16 protein-coding genes and 1 riboswitch are annotated in these 17,515 nt (G+C 36.9%); of the genes, 6 read left to right on the top strand and 10 right to left on the bottom strand.

The features are described 5' to 3' along the window. Positions 1-38: 38 nt before the first annotated feature. The gene (locus B3D98_RS10430) at positions 39-875 is read right to left on the bottom strand and encodes an undecaprenyl-diphosphate phosphatase (RefSeq protein WP_175400802.1); all 837 of its coding nucleotides are present in this window, start codon (positions 873-875) and stop codon (positions 39-41) included. A 104-nt stretch (positions 876-979) separates the two neighbouring features. After that, positions 980-2,059: a metallophosphoesterase gene (locus B3D98_RS10435; protein ID WP_288582869.1), complete on the bottom strand. Its 1,080-nt coding sequence runs from the start codon at positions 2,057-2,059 to the stop codon at positions 980-982. A 309-nt stretch (positions 2,060-2,368) separates the two neighbouring features. Here B3D98_RS10435 and B3D98_RS10440 point away from each other — a divergent pair, with 309 nt between their 5' ends. Then, positions 2,369-3,517 carry an acyl-CoA dehydrogenase family protein gene (locus tag B3D98_RS10440; RefSeq protein WP_288582871.1) on the top strand — a complete coding sequence of 383 codons (1,149 nt, stop codon included), beginning with the start codon at positions 2,369-2,371 and terminating at the stop codon, positions 3,515-3,517. Between the two features lie 36 nt (positions 3,518-3,553). On the opposite strand, the gene B3D98_RS10445 is transcribed toward B3D98_RS10440, so the two are convergent. The 4 genes from B3D98_RS10445 to B3D98_RS10460 form a co-directional block, all read right to left on the bottom strand. Further along, the gene (locus tag B3D98_RS10445; RefSeq protein ID WP_053075714.1) at positions 3,554-5,764 is read right to left on the bottom strand and encodes a sensor histidine kinase; all 2,211 of its coding nucleotides are present in this window, start codon (positions 5,762-5,764) and stop codon (positions 3,554-3,556) included. Between the two features lie 16 nt (positions 5,765-5,780). Then, a complete protein-coding gene (locus B3D98_RS10450) occupies positions 5,781-5,936 on the bottom strand; it encodes a hypothetical protein (protein ID WP_155483369.1) in 156 nt (51 codons plus the stop codon). Beyond that, entirely contained in the window at positions 5,914-6,606 is a 693-nt protein-coding gene (locus B3D98_RS10455; protein WP_048393287.1) for a response regulator transcription factor, read from the bottom strand. The genes B3D98_RS10450 and B3D98_RS10455 overlap by 23 nt, the downstream gene beginning before the upstream one ends. A gap of 76 nt (positions 6,607-6,682) precedes the next feature. Next, entirely contained in the window at positions 6,683-7,546 is an 864-nt protein-coding gene (locus B3D98_RS10460; protein ID WP_103117365.1) for a DMT family transporter, read from the bottom strand. Between the two features lie 155 nt (positions 7,547-7,701). Between B3D98_RS10460 and B3D98_RS10465 the strand changes: the two genes are divergently transcribed. Further along, positions 7,702-7,932, top strand: coding sequence for a hypothetical protein (locus tag B3D98_RS10465; protein ID WP_004229745.1), 231 nt, complete (start codon positions 7,702-7,704; stop codon positions 7,930-7,932). 59 nt (positions 7,933-7,991) lie between these two features. Here B3D98_RS10465 and B3D98_RS10470 read toward each other — a convergent pair whose 3' ends face one another. The 3 genes from B3D98_RS10470 to B3D98_RS10480 all read right to left on the bottom strand — a co-directional run bounded on the left by B3D98_RS10470 (position 7,992) and on the right by B3D98_RS10480 (position 11,459). Beyond that, the gene (locus tag B3D98_RS10470; protein ID WP_066038433.1) at positions 7,992-8,978 is read right to left on the bottom strand and encodes a homoserine dehydrogenase; all 987 of its coding nucleotides are present in this window, start codon (positions 8,976-8,978) and stop codon (positions 7,992-7,994) included. A 463-nt stretch (positions 8,979-9,441) separates the two neighbouring features. Beyond that, a complete protein-coding gene (locus B3D98_RS10475) occupies positions 9,442-9,825 on the bottom strand; it encodes a hypothetical protein (RefSeq protein ID WP_048393282.1) in 384 nt (127 codons plus the stop codon). A 332-nt stretch (positions 9,826-10,157) separates the two neighbouring features. Beyond that, entirely contained in the window at positions 10,158-11,459 is a 1,302-nt protein-coding gene (locus B3D98_RS10480) for an O-acetylhomoserine aminocarboxypropyltransferase/cysteine synthase family protein (RefSeq protein ID WP_054549070.1), read from the bottom strand. A 116-nt stretch (positions 11,460-11,575) separates the two neighbouring features. Further along, positions 11,576-11,689, bottom strand: a riboswitch (SAM riboswitch). 155 nt (positions 11,690-11,844) lie between these two features. On the opposite strand from B3D98_RS10480, the gene B3D98_RS10485 reads away from it, so the two are divergent. Together B3D98_RS10485 and B3D98_RS10490 are read left to right on the top strand one after the other, a co-directional pair. Then, positions 11,845-12,477 (top strand): glycerol-3-phosphate acyltransferase, encoded by a 633-nt coding sequence (locus tag B3D98_RS10485; RefSeq protein ID WP_048393278.1) that lies wholly within the window; start codon positions 11,845-11,847, stop codon positions 12,475-12,477. Between the two features lie 195 nt (positions 12,478-12,672). After that, a complete protein-coding gene (locus B3D98_RS10490; RefSeq protein ID WP_048393276.1) occupies positions 12,673-14,154 on the top strand; it encodes a DASS family sodium-coupled anion symporter in 1,482 nt (493 codons plus the stop codon). Between the two features lie 73 nt (positions 14,155-14,227). Here the strand turns inward: B3D98_RS10490 and B3D98_RS10495 are convergent, their stop codons facing one another. Then, entirely contained in the window at positions 14,228-15,751 is a 1,524-nt protein-coding gene (locus B3D98_RS10495) for a succinate CoA transferase (protein WP_048393275.1), read from the bottom strand. A 368-nt stretch (positions 15,752-16,119) separates the two neighbouring features. Here B3D98_RS10495 and chrR point away from each other — a divergent pair, with 368 nt between their 5' ends. Beyond that, positions 16,120-16,851 (top strand): class II chromate reductase ChrR, encoded by a 732-nt coding sequence (gene chrR, locus B3D98_RS10500; RefSeq protein WP_048393273.1) that lies wholly within the window; start codon positions 16,120-16,122, stop codon positions 16,849-16,851. Between the two features lie 204 nt (positions 16,852-17,055). Then, positions 17,056-17,481, top strand: a complete 426-nt coding sequence (locus B3D98_RS10505) for a hypothetical protein (RefSeq protein WP_054549068.1) — start codon at positions 17,056-17,058, stop codon at positions 17,479-17,481. Positions 17,482-17,515: the final 34 nt, after the last annotated feature.

The following is a 17,515-nucleotide window of genomic DNA, read 5'->3' on the forward strand; positions in this document are numbered from 1 at the left end:
AACTTTTGGGGTTCACTACAAGAAGCGTGACTTATTGTTTACATGAAAATGATAACGCAAAGAACTGCGGCTAAAACTAAACGATAAATGGCAAAAGGCATTAATTTTACCTTTGAAATAAGCGCTAAGAAAAACTTAATGGACAATAATGCAAAGACGAACGAACTAATGAATCCTACAGCATAAAAGCCAAAATAGTCCATTGATAAAGTATCCCAGTTTTTCAAAACGGATACGAGGCTAGCTCCTGCCATGATTGGCACAGCCATAATGAATGTAAAATCGGCTGCAACACGGTGACTCATACCAAATAGTACCCCACCCGAAATCGTTGCACCTGAACGAGAAAAACCTGGCCATAGTGATAGGCATTGTACAAGTCCTACCTTAAATGCTAAACCATAAGAAATCTTATCTAAAGAATCAACTTTTGGTTTTCTCGGTGCCAACTTATCTGCAGCAATCATCAGAATTGCTCCTGCCACTAGTGCATAAACAACATGCTCTACTTTAAAAAGATGATCGTCAATAAAATCCTTGAATGCAAAACCTAAGACAACTGCTGGTAGCATACCAACAATAACATGCAATAAGTTAAAGCGGCCATTTATGGACTTAGCTTGACCTTCAATTTTATATAAACCAACTAAGCTTAGCATACGTTTCCACATAACTACGATAACCGCTAATATGGAACCAAGTTGTACAACAATTTTAAATGTGTTGGCAGGATATTTCCCTAAAAACTCCTCAGTCTTTAACCACATATCATCCACGATAATCATATGTCCCGTAGAAGATACTGGTGCAAATTCTGTCATACCCTCGACAAAGCCTAATATTAATGCTTTTAATAACTCTATAATTTCCACCATGTCACCTTACCTTTTTTAATCAAATACCCACTTATTATAAAATACTACGTTTTTATATACTACTGCCTTTTCACCTAAGAAGCCGATTGTTAGATTATCACATACTATTTAAATGTTATATCTACTACCCAAAGCTCTGATCTACTGCCAATTCGCATCGGTGGGCCCCAGAAGCCATAGCCTGATGAAACAAGTGTATGCATCTGTTCCTTCAACTTATAACCATAATCCAGTTCAAATACACGAGCTGTTATATACTGATTCGGCCACAGCTGTCCCTTGTGTGTATGACCAGACATATGTAAATCAACGCCCATTTGGGAAGGCGTGTTTAAATCGTCAGGTGTATGATTCATTACAAGCCATGGTAAATTAGCAGAAGGCTTTAGCACCTTAAGTGGTTTTCTTTCTTTATTCGTTCTGTCCTCTTGCCCTGTTAATATAAACGCATCTTCTACAAGAATTGTTTCATCTAGGAGCATTTTCACATTGGCATTTTCCATTTCCTTAATAAATTCAGGAATTTTTTTGCCATAATATTCATGGTTACCTAATATACCATATGTTCCATATGTAGATGTTAATTGTTTCATGACATCTGCCATACCCTCTTGAACAAACCATTTAGGGTCATCGTCCACAATATCCCCAGCTAACAACACAATATCTGGTTGTGCTTCATTAGCTAAGCTGACAAAACGTTGTAAATGTCGTTTATGTGATAAAACACCTAAGTGAAAATCAGATGCTACAACTGCTCTTAGTGTGTTTAAGTCACTATCTTGTTTATCAACAGTTATTTCTAAATGACGAACAACTGGAGAGTAGGCTAAATAGGAGCCAATGATACTTAACAAGAATAGGATTGCTACTGCTATACTACCTATTATTTGCACGTTTTTAAAAGGTGTAAGCCAAATAATGCATTGTGCAACTAGACATAGCAATAAGCCATATTCAAAGATAAACATCCAATAATTACCGATTACAGAAAACACTCGTAATGACTCGTGTAATCTTCCGATTATAATACTAAAAGCAACCATATATAGCACGATCCAAAATAATACTGGAAAACGAAACCACCCCATTGCTACAAGCCACTGCTTTACTCCCCACCCTAAATAGAAAGTCAAAGCACTATAAATACTAATTAAAAGAACAGCGCCGATTACTTTTGGCATAACCAAGTCCTCTACTTTCTTTCTATAATTTAATTGATTATACCATTATACTTATCAATCATATTGCTTAAAGCACTTGAATAATCTTCTAAAGAAAGTAGGAACTTGTCCCTTTATTCTATGACAAATTTAAGTTTACCTTTTCATTTCATTCGTTACTCTCGTTTTACATGACATTTCACTGTATATAGATGACATTTTCGTCATTTACATACTAAACGCTACTTTTATTTTCACATTCCTTCCAGTAACATAGTAGATGAACGAGCAAATTCGCGTATTTACGAAGAAAAAGGGGTGCTATTTCAAATGACACGTTATAAATTTGAAACAACGGAGCATGAATTATTTCGCAAAACCTTTCGTAAGTTTTTAGCTGAAGAAGCTGAACCGCATTATGCACAGTGGGAAAAGGATCATCTTATTCCGCTTTCTTTTTGGCGTAAGCTTGGCGATATGGGCTATCTTTGTCCACAAGTAGAAGAACAATATGGCGGGCTGGGCTTGGATTTCAGCTTTGGCGTCATCATACAAGAAGAACTTGAACGTATAGGCTCAAGTCTTATCGGGGTTGGCCTGCATAATGATATTGTTGTCCCATATATCGAAGCATATGGGACACACGAACAAAAATCTCGTTGGCTGCCAAAATGTGTTACAGGCGACTATATAACAGCTATTGCAATGACGGAGCCAGGTACAGGATCAGACTTGGCTAATATCAAAACGTCAGCCATTCGCGATGGGGACCATTATATTGTAAATGGTCAAAAAACCTTTATAACAAATGGCATCCATACAAACTTAGCGGTTGTCGCAGTAAAAACAAATCCTCAGGCTGAGAAAAAACATCGTGGCATTAGCCTACTTGTTATTGACGAGGGCACACCTGGCTTTACAAAAGGAAGACAGCTCGAAAAAGTTGGTATGCATGCCCAAGATACAGCTGAACTCTATTTTGAAGATTGTCGAGTGCCTGTTCAAAATCTACTTGGCGAAGAAGGCAAGGGCTTTCATTATATGATGGAAAAACTGCAGCAAGAGCGATTAGCAGTAGCGATTGCCGCACAAACAGCCGCTGAGGATATGCTTACACTAACGCTGGACTATGTGAAATCACGTCAGGCTTTTGGCAAAACAATTGGTGACTTCCAAAATACACAATTTAAAATAGCTGAAATGGCTACTAAAATCGAGCTTGGTAAATCCTTTTTAGAATCATTGATTGAAGAGCATATTGCAGGCAATGATGTTGTGACAAAAGTTTCTATGGCAAAATACTGGATTACCGAAAATGCACGTGACCTTGCTACGCAATGTATGCAATTGCATGGTGGCTATGGCTATATGGAGGAATATAAGATTGCTAGAAGATATAGAGATATACCTGTTATGTCGATCTATGCTGGTACTAATGAAGTCATGAAGGTTATTATCGCCAAAAATTTAGGCCTATAATAAAAAAGGCGGCAGAAGTTTGCCGCCTTTTTACCATTAAACTGCTGGAATTCGAACGATTACTTTAAATAAATCGCCATCTACATCAATGCTCATTCTTGCTCCATGTAAATCGACAATGGATTGTGCAATGGCTAATCCAAGCCCTGAGCCCTCTGTATGACGTGAGGCATCTGCACGTTTAAAGCGTTCAAATAATTCCTCAGCATCTTCACTAATTTCATACTTTGCTACATTTTTCACCGTAAATTCAGCATCGCCATCTGCCGTACGCTTAAATGTCACATAAACACGCGTTCCCTCTAGCGCATACTTCAAAACATTGACAATTAAATTATCAATAAGTCTCCACCATTTTTGACCATCCACATATGCAAAGATTGGATCATGAGGCATGGTCATTCGTAAATCTAGTTGTGACTGTGTTAAATCCTCTTTATGCTCCCCTACAGCTTGTTGGATAAGCTGTGTTAAATCTACTCGACTGCGGTGAAGTTCAATATTACCACTAGCCATTTTCGATACTTCAAAAAGGTCTTCAATCAGCACTTTTAAACGTTCAGACTTTTTATCCAGTATATGAATGTATTGTTTCCGTTCTTCCTCTGTAATATTTGGTTTCTTCAGTAAATCGGTATACGTAATTATAGAGGTTAAAGGAGTACGTAAATCATGACTCACATTTGTAATCAGCTCTGTTTTTAACCGCTCACTTTTCGCCTGCTCATGCATGGACGTACGCACACCTTCTCGTAAATGATTGAGGTTTTCTGCATGACCTGAAAGCGGAGATTTACCTTTTACCTTTACATCACGATTTAAACGTCCTTCAGCCATATCCTTCGTATCTTTCATAATACGGTTTAAATAACCCATTCTTGATAGGAAAACAATCATAGCAGGAAATCCTATAAACATACAAATGCCAAGTACAAGGACTGGAAAAGCTCCGCCTCCTATCATGGTAGCAACAAGGCTACCACCTCCAAAGAAGGCTGCGGCTAGCATTACAATTGAATGTAATGCGATCGAACGATTAATAAATAAGTCAGTCAACGAATCCCCAAGTGACCATAAATAGCTCGATTTCACATTTTCCTCTAGCTTATTCAAAGTATTTACTCTTGTATACAACCAAATTAATTGCACGAAGAAAGCACTACCAATTACCATTAAAACAACTATTTTAAAGCCAATATCGAGTATAAAACGGACATAATTATAATTATAAACAGAATTATATTCAATAGATTCAAAAACAACTTGGGCTGAAATGAAATACATAAGGCTCGTTATTAACAAAAGAATAATTTGTACATCGATTTTATACTTTGTTAAAAGATCTTTTTCCTTCATACTCGTAACTATCTGTAATAAGTCTTTACGCCCCCTCCATACAAAGACGGCCATTAAAATACTTGTGAGCCAAATAAAGTAATGAGTATATTGATTGCGTTGAAACTGTTGAAATTGTTGATACCCTCCCTGTATAACATCTTCTGACATAGCTGCTTTTTTTGAAATAGCTATTACACCTGTATATTCAGCTGTTTCGTAAAGATCATCTACATTCACGTATGTTTCGGTATTGTAAAAAATATCTCTTAAATTCTCACTGATATTCCATGCATATAGCGGTTTTCGATCAGTATACTTAATTTTATAGGCACTACTTTCGGTAACATCACCTGCACGGTACGTTTTACCAGTTTCTGTATTGGTCAACTCATAAGACCAATAGTCATAGTTTTTTCCAAAGTTTTTGGATTCACCTTTTGCTGCTTTAATATATTTATCAATGAGGGCTTCCTTTTCAGCAAGAATCTTTTTTCTTACATGCTCATCATCTTCAAAATTTGCTGTAATATCTTTAATTTTATTATCACGTTCAGACACTAGCTTTGTCTTTAATTCTGTTGCATTGGCATCTATAGCTTCCTGAATGCGTTGTTCGTATTGTGCCTTAATGTTATCGATTTGCTGTCCTAATGTACCATAATAATTACGATGATCTTCTATTTCAGTTTGAGTAATCTCAATTTTATTTTTCAATTCCTCTGCATTTGGTACATTAATTACTAACGGTCCTAGTTCTGCCGTGAAATTATCGATTTCATGTTGGAAATTTTCCGAATCAAAATATGATTTACCAATATACTGATAGCCCACATTATAAAAAGTAAAGACTCCGAAAATTGTCCAGATTAAACACATTAATACGAGAAGAGATTTCCACTTTTTTATCATCCCTTTTTACACTCCTCTAAAAAATTCTTTCTAACAATTGTAAAACCTCTGAGGAGCGAGAATCGACGATTTGATAGGCATAAATTCCAAAATAGATAAGCCCAATAACACCTGCAATAAACCCAGCAATAGTCATATACTTCTCTAATTTATTTTTCCATTTTATAGCCAACGCCCCATACCACCTTTAGATAGCGTGGATTTTTCGGATCAGCTTCAATTTTCTCACGTATTTTCCGAATGTGAACAGCTACAATATTTTCAGCATTATAAGCTTCCTCATTCCAAACACGTTCATAAATTTCACGAATCGAAAACACACGCCCTGCATTTTTCATTAATAGTTCTGTAATTTTATATTCTATCGGGGTTAGTCGAACTGGTTCTCCTTCTAGTACAACCTCTTTTGCCTCTTCATCAAGAATAAGTCCGTCTATTTCCACTTTTGTAGCTCCCTCACTATACGTTCCTAGCTGAACATAACGGCGCAGCTGAGATTTTACACGTGCCAACAGCTCTAATGGATGAAATGGCTTTGTTACATAATCATCTGCTCCAACCGATAATCCATGAATCTTATCGCCATCCTCCGCCTTTGCACTCAGCATGATAATCGGAATATTACGCTCTTCCCTAATTTTAAAGGTTGCTGTAATTCCATCCATATTTGGCATCATGATATCTAAAATTATTAAATGTACTTCATTGTTCTCTAGCTTTTTTAATGCATCTAAGCCATCTGCTGCTTTAATGACATGATAGCCTTCATTTTTTAAATAGATTTCAATACCATCACGAATATCTTGATCGTCATCTGTAACAAGAACTGTTAATTTCGTCATGATATACACCTCGCTCTCAAATATAAGTGTATCTTTTAAATCTTAAAAACCAGCTATTATAAAAATGAAGAATTTCTTAAGGTTTTAGCTTTTTTCTCCCACCCAATGTTAAAACAACAATGCCACCTAAAAGCATCGCTACTCCAAGCCAGGAAACTATACTTAAGTGTTCTCCAATTAAAAACACACCAAGAATTGCAGCAGTCAATGGTTCTGCTAATGAAAGTGTTACAGCTGAGGATGAACTAATTTTTTGTAGTCCACTTAAAAACAGGAAATACGCTACGCTTGTACACATAATCCCCATAAATAACATTGTCCATAAGTTGTGCACATCTACTAACCAGGAAAATCCATCTTGTATAGAAAACGGCAGTAAAAACAAAGCGCAAATGGAGAATGTCATAGCAACTGCGGGTAATGCTTCTTCTTGTGCCATTAATTTTTTACTTATGCTTGTGTAAAATGCAAAGGACAAACCTGCACAAAGCGCTAATGTGAATCCGCCAACGTGAACAGACTCCTCTCCATTATTCATAAACAATAAAAGACATCCGATAATGGCCATCAATGTAGCAAGTCCCCATACTGCTGTGGGACGTGTTTTCCATACTAGCCACTCTAATACACCAGAAAACACTGGTGCACTACCAATAGTAGCAACAGTTCCAATGGCTATACCTGTTAGACGAATGGATGAGAAGAAAAGACCTTGGAAAAACGCAATACTAGCCGCAGCTAAAATTGTCCATTTCCATGACCACCTTAAAAAATTAATTTTCCTCATTATAATCGTAATAGCTAATAATAAACTGCCACCAATTGCAGAACGAATCGTGGCTACAGCTATTGGAGATACCCCTTCATCCAAATATGTCTGGGCAGTACCTGTCATTCCCCATAGAATAGCTGCTAGTAATACAAACAATGAATTTAACATTTTTCAGCTCATCCCCGCTTCACATCTTTCTCCATACTAATCATACATATTTATCCAAAATCAAACAATTATCATTTTTACTTTTCTTTTAATTCCAATAGTATGTTTTCTCATGAATGGACGTTATAATAAAAACAGTAAAAGGAGCGAATCGTATGTACAAATCAATTGAAGAGACAGCTATTGATCTTGGTATGCCTGAGGATCAAGTAATGCGTCTAATTTACGAAGGACGCATCCGTTCTGTTTACGATGGCCAACAAATTTTAATCAATAGTGGACAATTCAGCACTTATTTTAAACAATTGGAACGTATAAAAGAGGAAATTGAAATTTGGCGTGCTACTCCTATTCCAGAGGACATAGACGTCAAAGATGAAGACTAAAAGCCCACCATTCATACAATTGAACATTGTTGAATGGCGGGCCTTTTTTAAAGCTTTTATTAGATTGTCACAACAAATCCTGCTCTTTTCCCAATGATTTCAGCATAATCTTCTACCATGACACTCGCTGTTGGATACATCCCTGCTCCAGGACCGATTAATGTTAATGTACCAATATAGTTAGTCTCTAATGCCACCGCATTGAACACATCATCGACTGGATAAAGTGGATGCTCTTTATCAACTAGTTGAGGACCTACTTTTGCAATAATCTTACCGTCAGCTAGTTTTTCCACCTCAGCAACATGGCGGTAACGAAGACCCTTTTCACATGCTTCATGAACCTGTTCAGCAGAGATACTATCGATCCCAATTACCTCTACATCTGACCAGTCAGGCTGCTCACCAAAAGCTAAGGCACTTAATATCATTAATTTTTTAAATGCATCCTGCCCAGATATATCATTATATGGATCTGCTTCGGCATAACCTAAGCCTTGTGCCTCTTTTAAAGCTGTTTCGAACGACCAGCCCTGTGCACGCATTTTTGTTAAAATATAATTACATGTGCCATTTAAGACACCTTGTATACGACTTACATCATTTACAAGTAAGATATTTTTCATTGTTTTTATAACAGGTACGCCACCAGCGGTAGTAGCCTCATAGCCTACAAAAACGCCATTAGCTTTTGCAAGATCCTGCAACTCCAAGCCTCGTTTGGCAAACATCACTTTATTGGCAGTAATAACATGACATTTATGTTCCACCGCTCGCTTTAAATAACTGTATGCAGGTTCTTCGTTCACAATTGCTTCAAACACTACCTGCATACCTGGCTCTGCTAAGACTTCATCCATACTTGTTGTCATTAAATGTGCTGTGCCTGGGACACGTTCACGACTAGCATCTGTCACTAAAATCTTCGCTACCTCTAATTCAATACCTAATTTATTTTTTAGCTCTTCTCGTTTTTCATTTAAAATATGGTAAATCCCCTGACCTACCGTTCCAAATCCTAAAATCGCTGCCTTTATAGTTGCCATTCTTGTTATTCCCTCCAACTTACATTCCGCAGTTTCATTAAAGCTAATTTTCCATGGGGTTGTGTCATGACAATTTGACACCCACCGCAGTCTTTAGCCAACAACTCTCTTTGTATGAGTTTCGCTATTTCTATATGTGTTAGGACACACACAAATTCAAATAATTCAAAATTTAACTTAAAGAAAATTGTAACGCAAATACACGCTTTGCACAAGAAAAATCTTTCTAGGAAGGACATTTGTTTTCTCTAGATGTGCAAAAGAAATCGGTTTCATTCCCTTTATTATACGTTTTATTAATCAATCTATAAGATTTGAACAAATATTGACTATTTACATTTCAATATATGAATGTCTTTCTTCTATTATATATATGTATGCTCAGACACTCATAACAATCCCTTTAAAGAAAAAACTCATTCCCTGTAGCAGCAGAGAATGAGCTTAAAAATATGAGGGGGTTTTAACTTGCTTTTGAAAGCAATTGATAACGATATTGTGCTAAAGCTTGTTGAACAAGACTAATCTCTTCTTCTGTAAAATTTGGTATTGCATACGTACGTTCCACTAATTGAAATGTACCATACTTCAAGTAAAACTCTGTTGCAGGAAGTGAGATATGGCTCACACCGTACTGTTCATATGCCTCAAATACTTCCTTTACAGTAAAGTCCTTTTCAGTAAAAACATGTTCTTGAAATGCTGTATGACCAAATACTTCCTGCCATTTTCTTTCGACTGATGTAAGAAGGTGTTGAATGGATTTATTGTTGACAAATACATGCCCTTCATTTAGCTCATATATTAGATAGGATACAATGTTTTGCGCACTATAGATGTTACCCATTTTAAACACTCCTTTATCATCAGTTTTTGGGAAGAGTAATCACTGGCTAGGCAACTACTCTTCTATATATTCAAAAGTGGGGGAGCACTTATGAAAACATTTACCTTTTTTAAAAAAATTTTCGTACTGTTAACTTATTTCCTAGTATATAACATGGATTTAATAAAGTCAATAATACATATAAAATTACTTGGTATTATTTTTTATAAGGTTCTGATAATTAACGGGTGCAGTAATAGATTGATGTAGCAACGTTTAACGCATTACCAAATGAGGCTAATCGAATGAGAAAATACGTTAACGTCACAACATCTTACCATTTTCTTTAAACTTTAAGCTTCTACTGTTTGTTCAGTTGTTGTAGCCTGTGTAATGGCTTGATCTAAATCAGCAATAATATCCTCTACTGCCTCTAAACCGATGGATAAGCGAATGAGCGACTCGGTTACACCAGCTTGAACTAATTCGTCTGCTGATAGTTGCTGATGAGTAGTGGAAGCTGGATGAATAATTAATGACTTTGCATCACCTACATTTGCTACATGTGAAAATAATTTCACGCTATCAATAAGCTTTCGCCCAGCTTCTCGTCCACCCTTTATGCCAAATGTAAGCACTGAACCGAAGCCATTTCTTAAATATTTTTTTGCTAACTCATGTGTCGGAAAATCTTCTAGGCCATTATAATTTACATACTCCACAGATGGGTGGTTTTGTAAATACTCAGCCACTGCCAATGCATTTTCATTGTGTTTAGGGATGCGCAGATGAAGCGTTTCTAACCCTTGCAATAAATTAAAAGCAGCATCAGCACTTAATGTTGGACCAAAATCACGTAATAATTGTACACGTAGCTTTGTAGCAAAGGCAGCAGAAGCTGTATCAATTCCATAACGTAGACCATGGTAAGAGGCATCTGGTTCAGTAAAACCAGGGAATCGACCGCTAGTCCAATCAAACTTACCAGCGTCTACAACAACGCCCCCTAAAGTTGTACCATGACCTCCTATCCATTTAGTTGCTGAATGAACTACAACATCTGCGCCGTATTCAATAGGTGTAGAACCGTAAGGAGAAGCGAACGTGCTGTCAATAATTAATGGTAGACCATTATCATGTGCAATTTTAGCTACTGCCTCAATATCTAAAACCTTTAAACTTGGATTACCATAAACCTCTGCAAAGACAGCTTTTGTTTTATCAGTAATCGCTGCTTTGAAATTCTCTGGGTTTGTTTCATCTACAAAAATTGTTTTAATACCATAGTTTGGTAATGTGTTAGCAAATAAATTATACGTACCACCATATAAAGAACTAGCTGCTACTATCTCATCACCAGCTCCAGCTAGATTTAAAATGGAAAATGCGATAGCTGCTGCACCAGATGAAAGTGCTACTGCTGCTGTTCCACCTTCCAATAAAGCCACACGTTTTTCAAACACATCAACTGTTGGGTTGGTAATTCGTGTGTAAATGTTCCCTGCTTCCTCTAAGGCAAAAAGACGTTGCGCATGAGCAGTGTCTTTAAATACGAAAGCAGTTGAGCGATAGACTGGAACTGTGCGAGAACCCGTCACTGGGTCTGGCTCTTGACCACCATGCAACAGCAATGTTTCTGGTTTAAAATTTGTCATTGTGTACCTCCAAATGGTTATTTTTTTACGATGGTACCGGAGATGAGGAGGATTTTTCTGTAGAAAACAAAAACCCTCTTCAGCTAAGAAGAGGGTTGCGGTTGCAAGTTTTCCTCCCCTTATCTGCCAGATCCAAGTAAGAATCTGTAGGAATTAGCACCTTAGTAAGCTCATTGCTTACTGGTTGCCGGGCATCATAGGGCCTATCCCTCCGCCGCTCTTGATAAGAGTATGAGATTCAATTTCCATCGTTGTTACACAGTATAAACATAGAGTTTTTTTCTGTCAACATGTAAATTTTATTTTTTCCGAAACTTCTGTCTGCTCTTATACGTAATATGAACGCATACACTATTTTAGAAAAAATTTTGAGAGGAGTATTTTTATGGTAAAGGCCGTGATCATTTTTCTTATGATTGGCTATATAATAGGCTGTATTCACGGCTCTAAAGTGGCTCAATTTTTATCGGGGGTTGATTTAAAAAAGGCTGGCCACGGTAATGCTGGTGCCTCTAATGCTACTCTTTCCCTTGGCTGGAAGTATGGCGTTTTAGTAGCCCTCATCGATATAGGCAAAGGCGTTGTCGCTATTATAGGTGCACATTTTTATCTAGCGGACGCCATTCATTTAACAGAAGAACAAATTTGGCTGCTTACTTATATTATGGCTGCTGGGGTTATTTTAGGTCATAATTTCCCCTTCTACATGGGCTTCAACGGCGGGAAAGGAACGGCCTCCATCATTGGTATTTTACTTGCTGTTGATTGGAAGATTGGTTTATTTGCACTTATTTTATTTGTTATTTTATCCTTTGCAACAAATTATTTAATTGTAGGTGTTCTAGAATTTTATCTCGTGTTTTGTACAGCAACTTATTTATGGATTCCTGGCATTGGCCCAACCATTATAGCTCTTCTTCTTTTTGGCATAGCCATCATCCTGCACCTCGAAAATATTAAACGATTAGTCAATGGAACAGAGCCTAAAGTAACATCTGCCTTTAAGAAAAAGAAATAATATTTAATGGATATTTTTGTATTTTTTGTGACCGTATTTTTTCTCTTTATCTACTCATATTGCTGTAAAAAACACCATTTTCACATAGATTTTTTTCTACAATAAAATAGACATATTCTTATCTCAATAAAACATTATACAGGCCGATGTTATGGATAATAATCGTCATTTTTATCGTAGAAAGGATGAGAAAATATGTCTTCACCAAAGCAAGCAGCTACAAAACTTAATTTAAAGCCACTATGGATTGGCTTGGCATTCGCGTTACTAATCATTATTACCTTCTTACCTAACAATGGTGATTTACCTATAGCTGGGCAACGAGCTTTAGCCATTTTAGCTTTTGCAGTCATCCTTTGGGTTACAGAGGCCGTTTCATATCCTGTGAGCTCGGCCATGATCATTGCACTAGTAACTGTTTTACTAGGACTCGCTCCGTCAATGGATAATCCAACTACAGAGCTAGGAACAGCTAGCGCATTAAAATTATCTTTAAGTGGCTTTAGTAATTCTGCCGTTGCTTTAGTAGCAGCAGCTCTTTTTCTAGCGGCAGCAATGCAAATTACTAATCTACATAAACGACTTGCACTTTGGATTCTTTCACTGGTAGGAACGAAAACAAAAGCTATCGTATTTGGCGCTATTTTAGTGTCTATCGTCCTCGCATTTTTTGTACCTTCTGCTACAGCACGAGCTGGCGCGGTAGTACCGATATTGCTTGGAATGGTGGCAGCATTTGGTTTACCACGTGATAGTCGGCTTGCTGCCTTATTAGTTATTACTTCGGTACAAGCCGTTTCCATTTGGAATATTGGTATTAAAACTGCAGCAGCTCAAAATATGGTGGCTTTAAACTTTATCCAAGAGCAATTTAATGTGGATATTTCATGGGGTGCTTGGCTACTTTATGCAGCCCCCTTCTCAATTATTATGTCGATCTTTTTATTTTTCATTATGATTGCTTTAATTAAACCTGAGACTAGCAATATCGAAGGTGGTAAAGAGGTCATCAAAAAACAGCTTGCAGAGCTTGGCCCATTAAAGGCTCCTGAAATTCGTTTAATCATTACATCCGTAGTTTTACTATTTTTCTGGGCAACTGAAGGGAAGCTACATCCATTTGATACGACAACAGTCACAATTATTGCTATCGCGATTCTATTAATGCCTAAAATCGGTGTGTATTCATGGAAGGAAGTTGAGCCTCATATTCCATGGGGGACAATTATCGTCTTTGCGGTAGGCATTATGTTAGGAACCATTTTACTAAATACGCAAGGTGCTGCATGGTTATCAGATAAAGTTTTTGGTTCACTTGGGCTAGATACTATGCCTTTACTAGCAACCATCGCACTCGTAACTTTATTTAACATTTTGATTCATTTAGGTTTTGCAAGCGCAACTAGCTTAGCCTCAGCACTTATACCTGTGTTTATCGTTTTAGCCTCCACATTAACGGCTAATGTTGATCAAGTTGGTTTTGTTATTGTGCAACAATTCGTCATAAGCTTTGGCTTCCTGTTACCAATTAGTGCACCACAAAACATGCTTGCCTATGGTACAGGCTCCTTTACAACAAAGGATTTCTTGAAATCTGGAATTCCCTTAACCATTATCGGTTTCCTTCTCGTACTTTTGTTCTCTGCAACTTATTGGAAATGGATTGGATTATTATAGAACTTTCATTAAATTAAAACGTAAAAGCCTTGAAGAAACAGACTATCTGTCCTTCAAGGCTTTTAAGATAAGACTATTGTTTCGTAAAAGCAGGGTCCTTCATCGTACCGTTTTTCGCATAGTTAACGTGCCATGATAGTGCTTTTTCTAGGTCATGTGGTGTGTGATGTCCACCCGTTGCCTCATTGGCATCATTAAAGTACTGCCACAGCTGCTCCCTATAATCAGGATGTGCACAATTATCAATGATAAGTCCCACTCGTTCTTTTGGAGCAAGTCCTCGTAAATCTGCTACGCCCTGTTCAGTTACAATGACATCAACATCATGCTCCGTATGATCCACATGTGAGACCATTGGGACAATACTCGAAATATCTCCACCCTTAGCATAAGACTTTGTTACAAAAATTCCTAAACGTGCATTACGAGCAAAGTCACCAGACCCTCCGATACCATTCATCATCTTTGTACCAGAAACATGTGTGGAATTCACATTGCCGTAAATATCTAATTCCAATGCCGTATTCACTGAAATTAATCCGAGTCGACGAATAATTTCAGGCTGATTTGAAATTTCTTGAGGGCGCAACACTAATTTATCAGCATATTTTTCAAAATTCCCATAAACACGGTTTCCTACTTGCTCAGAAAGGGTAATAGAAGTAGCAGATGCAAAATTCACTTTCCCTGCATCCATTAATTCAAATACTGCATCTTGGAGAACTTCTGAATAAACTTCTAAGTTCTCAAACTCAGAGTCTTTAAAGCCTAGCAATACAGCATTTGCTACTGAACCTACCCCAGATTGAATCGGACGCAAACTTGTTGTTAAGCGACCTACTTTAATCTCTTCACGTAGGAAATTTAATAAGTGATTAGCCATAACATCTGTCTCTTCATCTGCAGGGACAATCGTTGATGGCGCATCTAATATATCCGAAATGACGATGCCTTTTACTTTATCTAAATCTAGTGGAATTCCAATTATACCAAGACGATCAGAGACATTCTGTAAAGGAATTGGATCACGTTTTCCTTGTTGTGCAGGTACATAAATATCATGTATACCTTCTAATGCATCAAGCTGTGCTACGTTTAATTCAATGATGACTTGGTCTGCTTCTTGCACAAAAATGGGAGAGTTACCAACTGAAGTTGTAGGAATTAATAAGCCTTCTTCTGTAATAGCAGCCGCTTCAATGATCGCAAAATCAATTGGTCCAATAATGCCTTGACGAACAAGCTCAGCATTATGGGAAAGATGGGCATCGACAAATGTGATATCACCGCTATTGATTTTATTACGAATGCCAGCATCTGCTTGGAAAGGACCGCGCTTACGTATGACCCCTGCTTCTGCTAAATATTGGTCTACCTCAGGTCCAAGTGATGCACCTGTAAAGACATCTACTTGAAAATCCTCTTTTTTTGCTTTCTCTACAAGTGCAAGAGGTACAACCTTTACATCACCAGCACGTGTGAATCCACTCATCCCTAATACCATGCCATCCTTAATCCAAGAAGCTGCTTCTTCCGCTGTTACAACCTTGCTTCGTAATTGTTCATGACGAAGCTTTTTCGCTAACTTTTCTTCCATTCCCTATTCCTCCATTCCACTTTATTTTTGTTCAACTTGCATATTTGGTTCCAGTAAATCTGTGACATCCGTCAGAGAATGTATCTTTATTCCAGGAGGATTTCATTACCTAATAGCTAATGCTGTCTAAACATTTGTGAATAAAGATCATGTAATTTTTTGGTAGCACAACCAAATAAACAGTCGCACCTATAATTTTATACTATTTAGAATATTTAATCTATATCAAATGAAATATTTTACTTTACGAGATAATTTCTACATTTATAAATTATTGATGTATAACTTTTTATCCCTCATTATTCGATTTTGCTAGAAAAGCGTGCTATGCTCAAAGTATAGAACAGACACAAAGGAGAGAGTTTTTAATGGTTAAAGAACTATTACGTAGCCATTCCTCGGTACGCATCTATGATGGAGAACCGATTTCAAAAGAAATCATTGAAGATTTAATTGGAACAGCACAAATGGCTGCAACATCCCATTTTGTGCAAGCCTATAGTGTAATCTGGGTAACAGATGCAGATAAAAAGGAAAAATTAGGTTTACTCTCTGGTAATCCACGTCAATATGAAACCTCTGGTGGGGCATTTGTTTTTTGCGTAGATTTCAAGCGACTTCAAATGGCTGGGAAACTAGAAGGAGTGGATATTGTAGCCGATTCTGCTGAAAATGTCCTTGTTGGTGTAGCAGATGTATCATTGTTTGCACAGAATTTTGTTATTGCCGCAGAGTCAATGGGTTATGGCATTTGCTATATTGGAGGTGTACGCAATAAACCTTCTGAAATCAGTGAATTATTCAATCTGCCTGACCATGTTTTCCCATTATTCGGGCTAACAATCGGCGTTCCTGCACGTCGCAATGAGGTAAAACCTCGTTTACCTGTATCTGCTGTATTACATGAAAATGAATACAATGTTGAAAAATATGAAGAACTTTTACCAGCCTACAACGAGGAAATGGAAATATATTATAACAGCCGTTCGTCTAACAGAAAAATTGATAACTGGACAAAACAGATGGCTGATTTTTTAATTGAACAACGACGTCCGCATATCAAAGAGTTTTTAGCAACTAAAGGGTTTAATTGGAAATAAATTAATGAAAATGGAGTTACTATCGTATGATAATAATTCCATTTTTTACATAAAAATATTACCTATATATATTCAATCTAGGGATATTGCCACAATTACTTCTATAAATCTAACCTTAAATTAAACGAAAAGACTCTTTCCTTTTCCAGCTATTCCATTCATATTAATAAATGATACCTATTAAAGAAAGGAGTTATAGAATCAATGTCCAATATCAATAAACATCTTGCTCGCACCTTAGAACAACAGCATAAGAGAAGTGTAAGAGGTTTATTCTTAAAAATTGAAGACTTAAATAATGAATGCACCCAATTAAGAAAAAGACTCGAGCCACATATTGATTTGAATGTATATAAAAAACCCATTGATTATGTCAATCAGTTCGTTTCTCACACTACTATACTCAATTTAAAATTCGTTACGAATACACAGAATTTAGAAGTAGTTGTCTTGCATGCTCTTTTATTATCCTATATTTTAGAAAACACTCAAAGCCATGCTTTTGAATATGAAGATAAATTGTTACAGGGGTATATACAAGAAATCTTTACACTAAATGATCATGCAAAAAGACTATTTATGAACCATAGAGAAAAGATGCTTACCTATGTTCAAGGGCAAGCTACATAAAAAAGACGATCTTCGTAATAACAAGATCGTCTTT

Source organism: Lysinibacillus sp. UBA5994 (assembly GCF_002429725.1).
GTDB classification, from domain to species: Bacteria; Bacillota; Bacilli; order Bacillales_A; family Planococcaceae; genus Lysinibacillus; species Lysinibacillus capsici.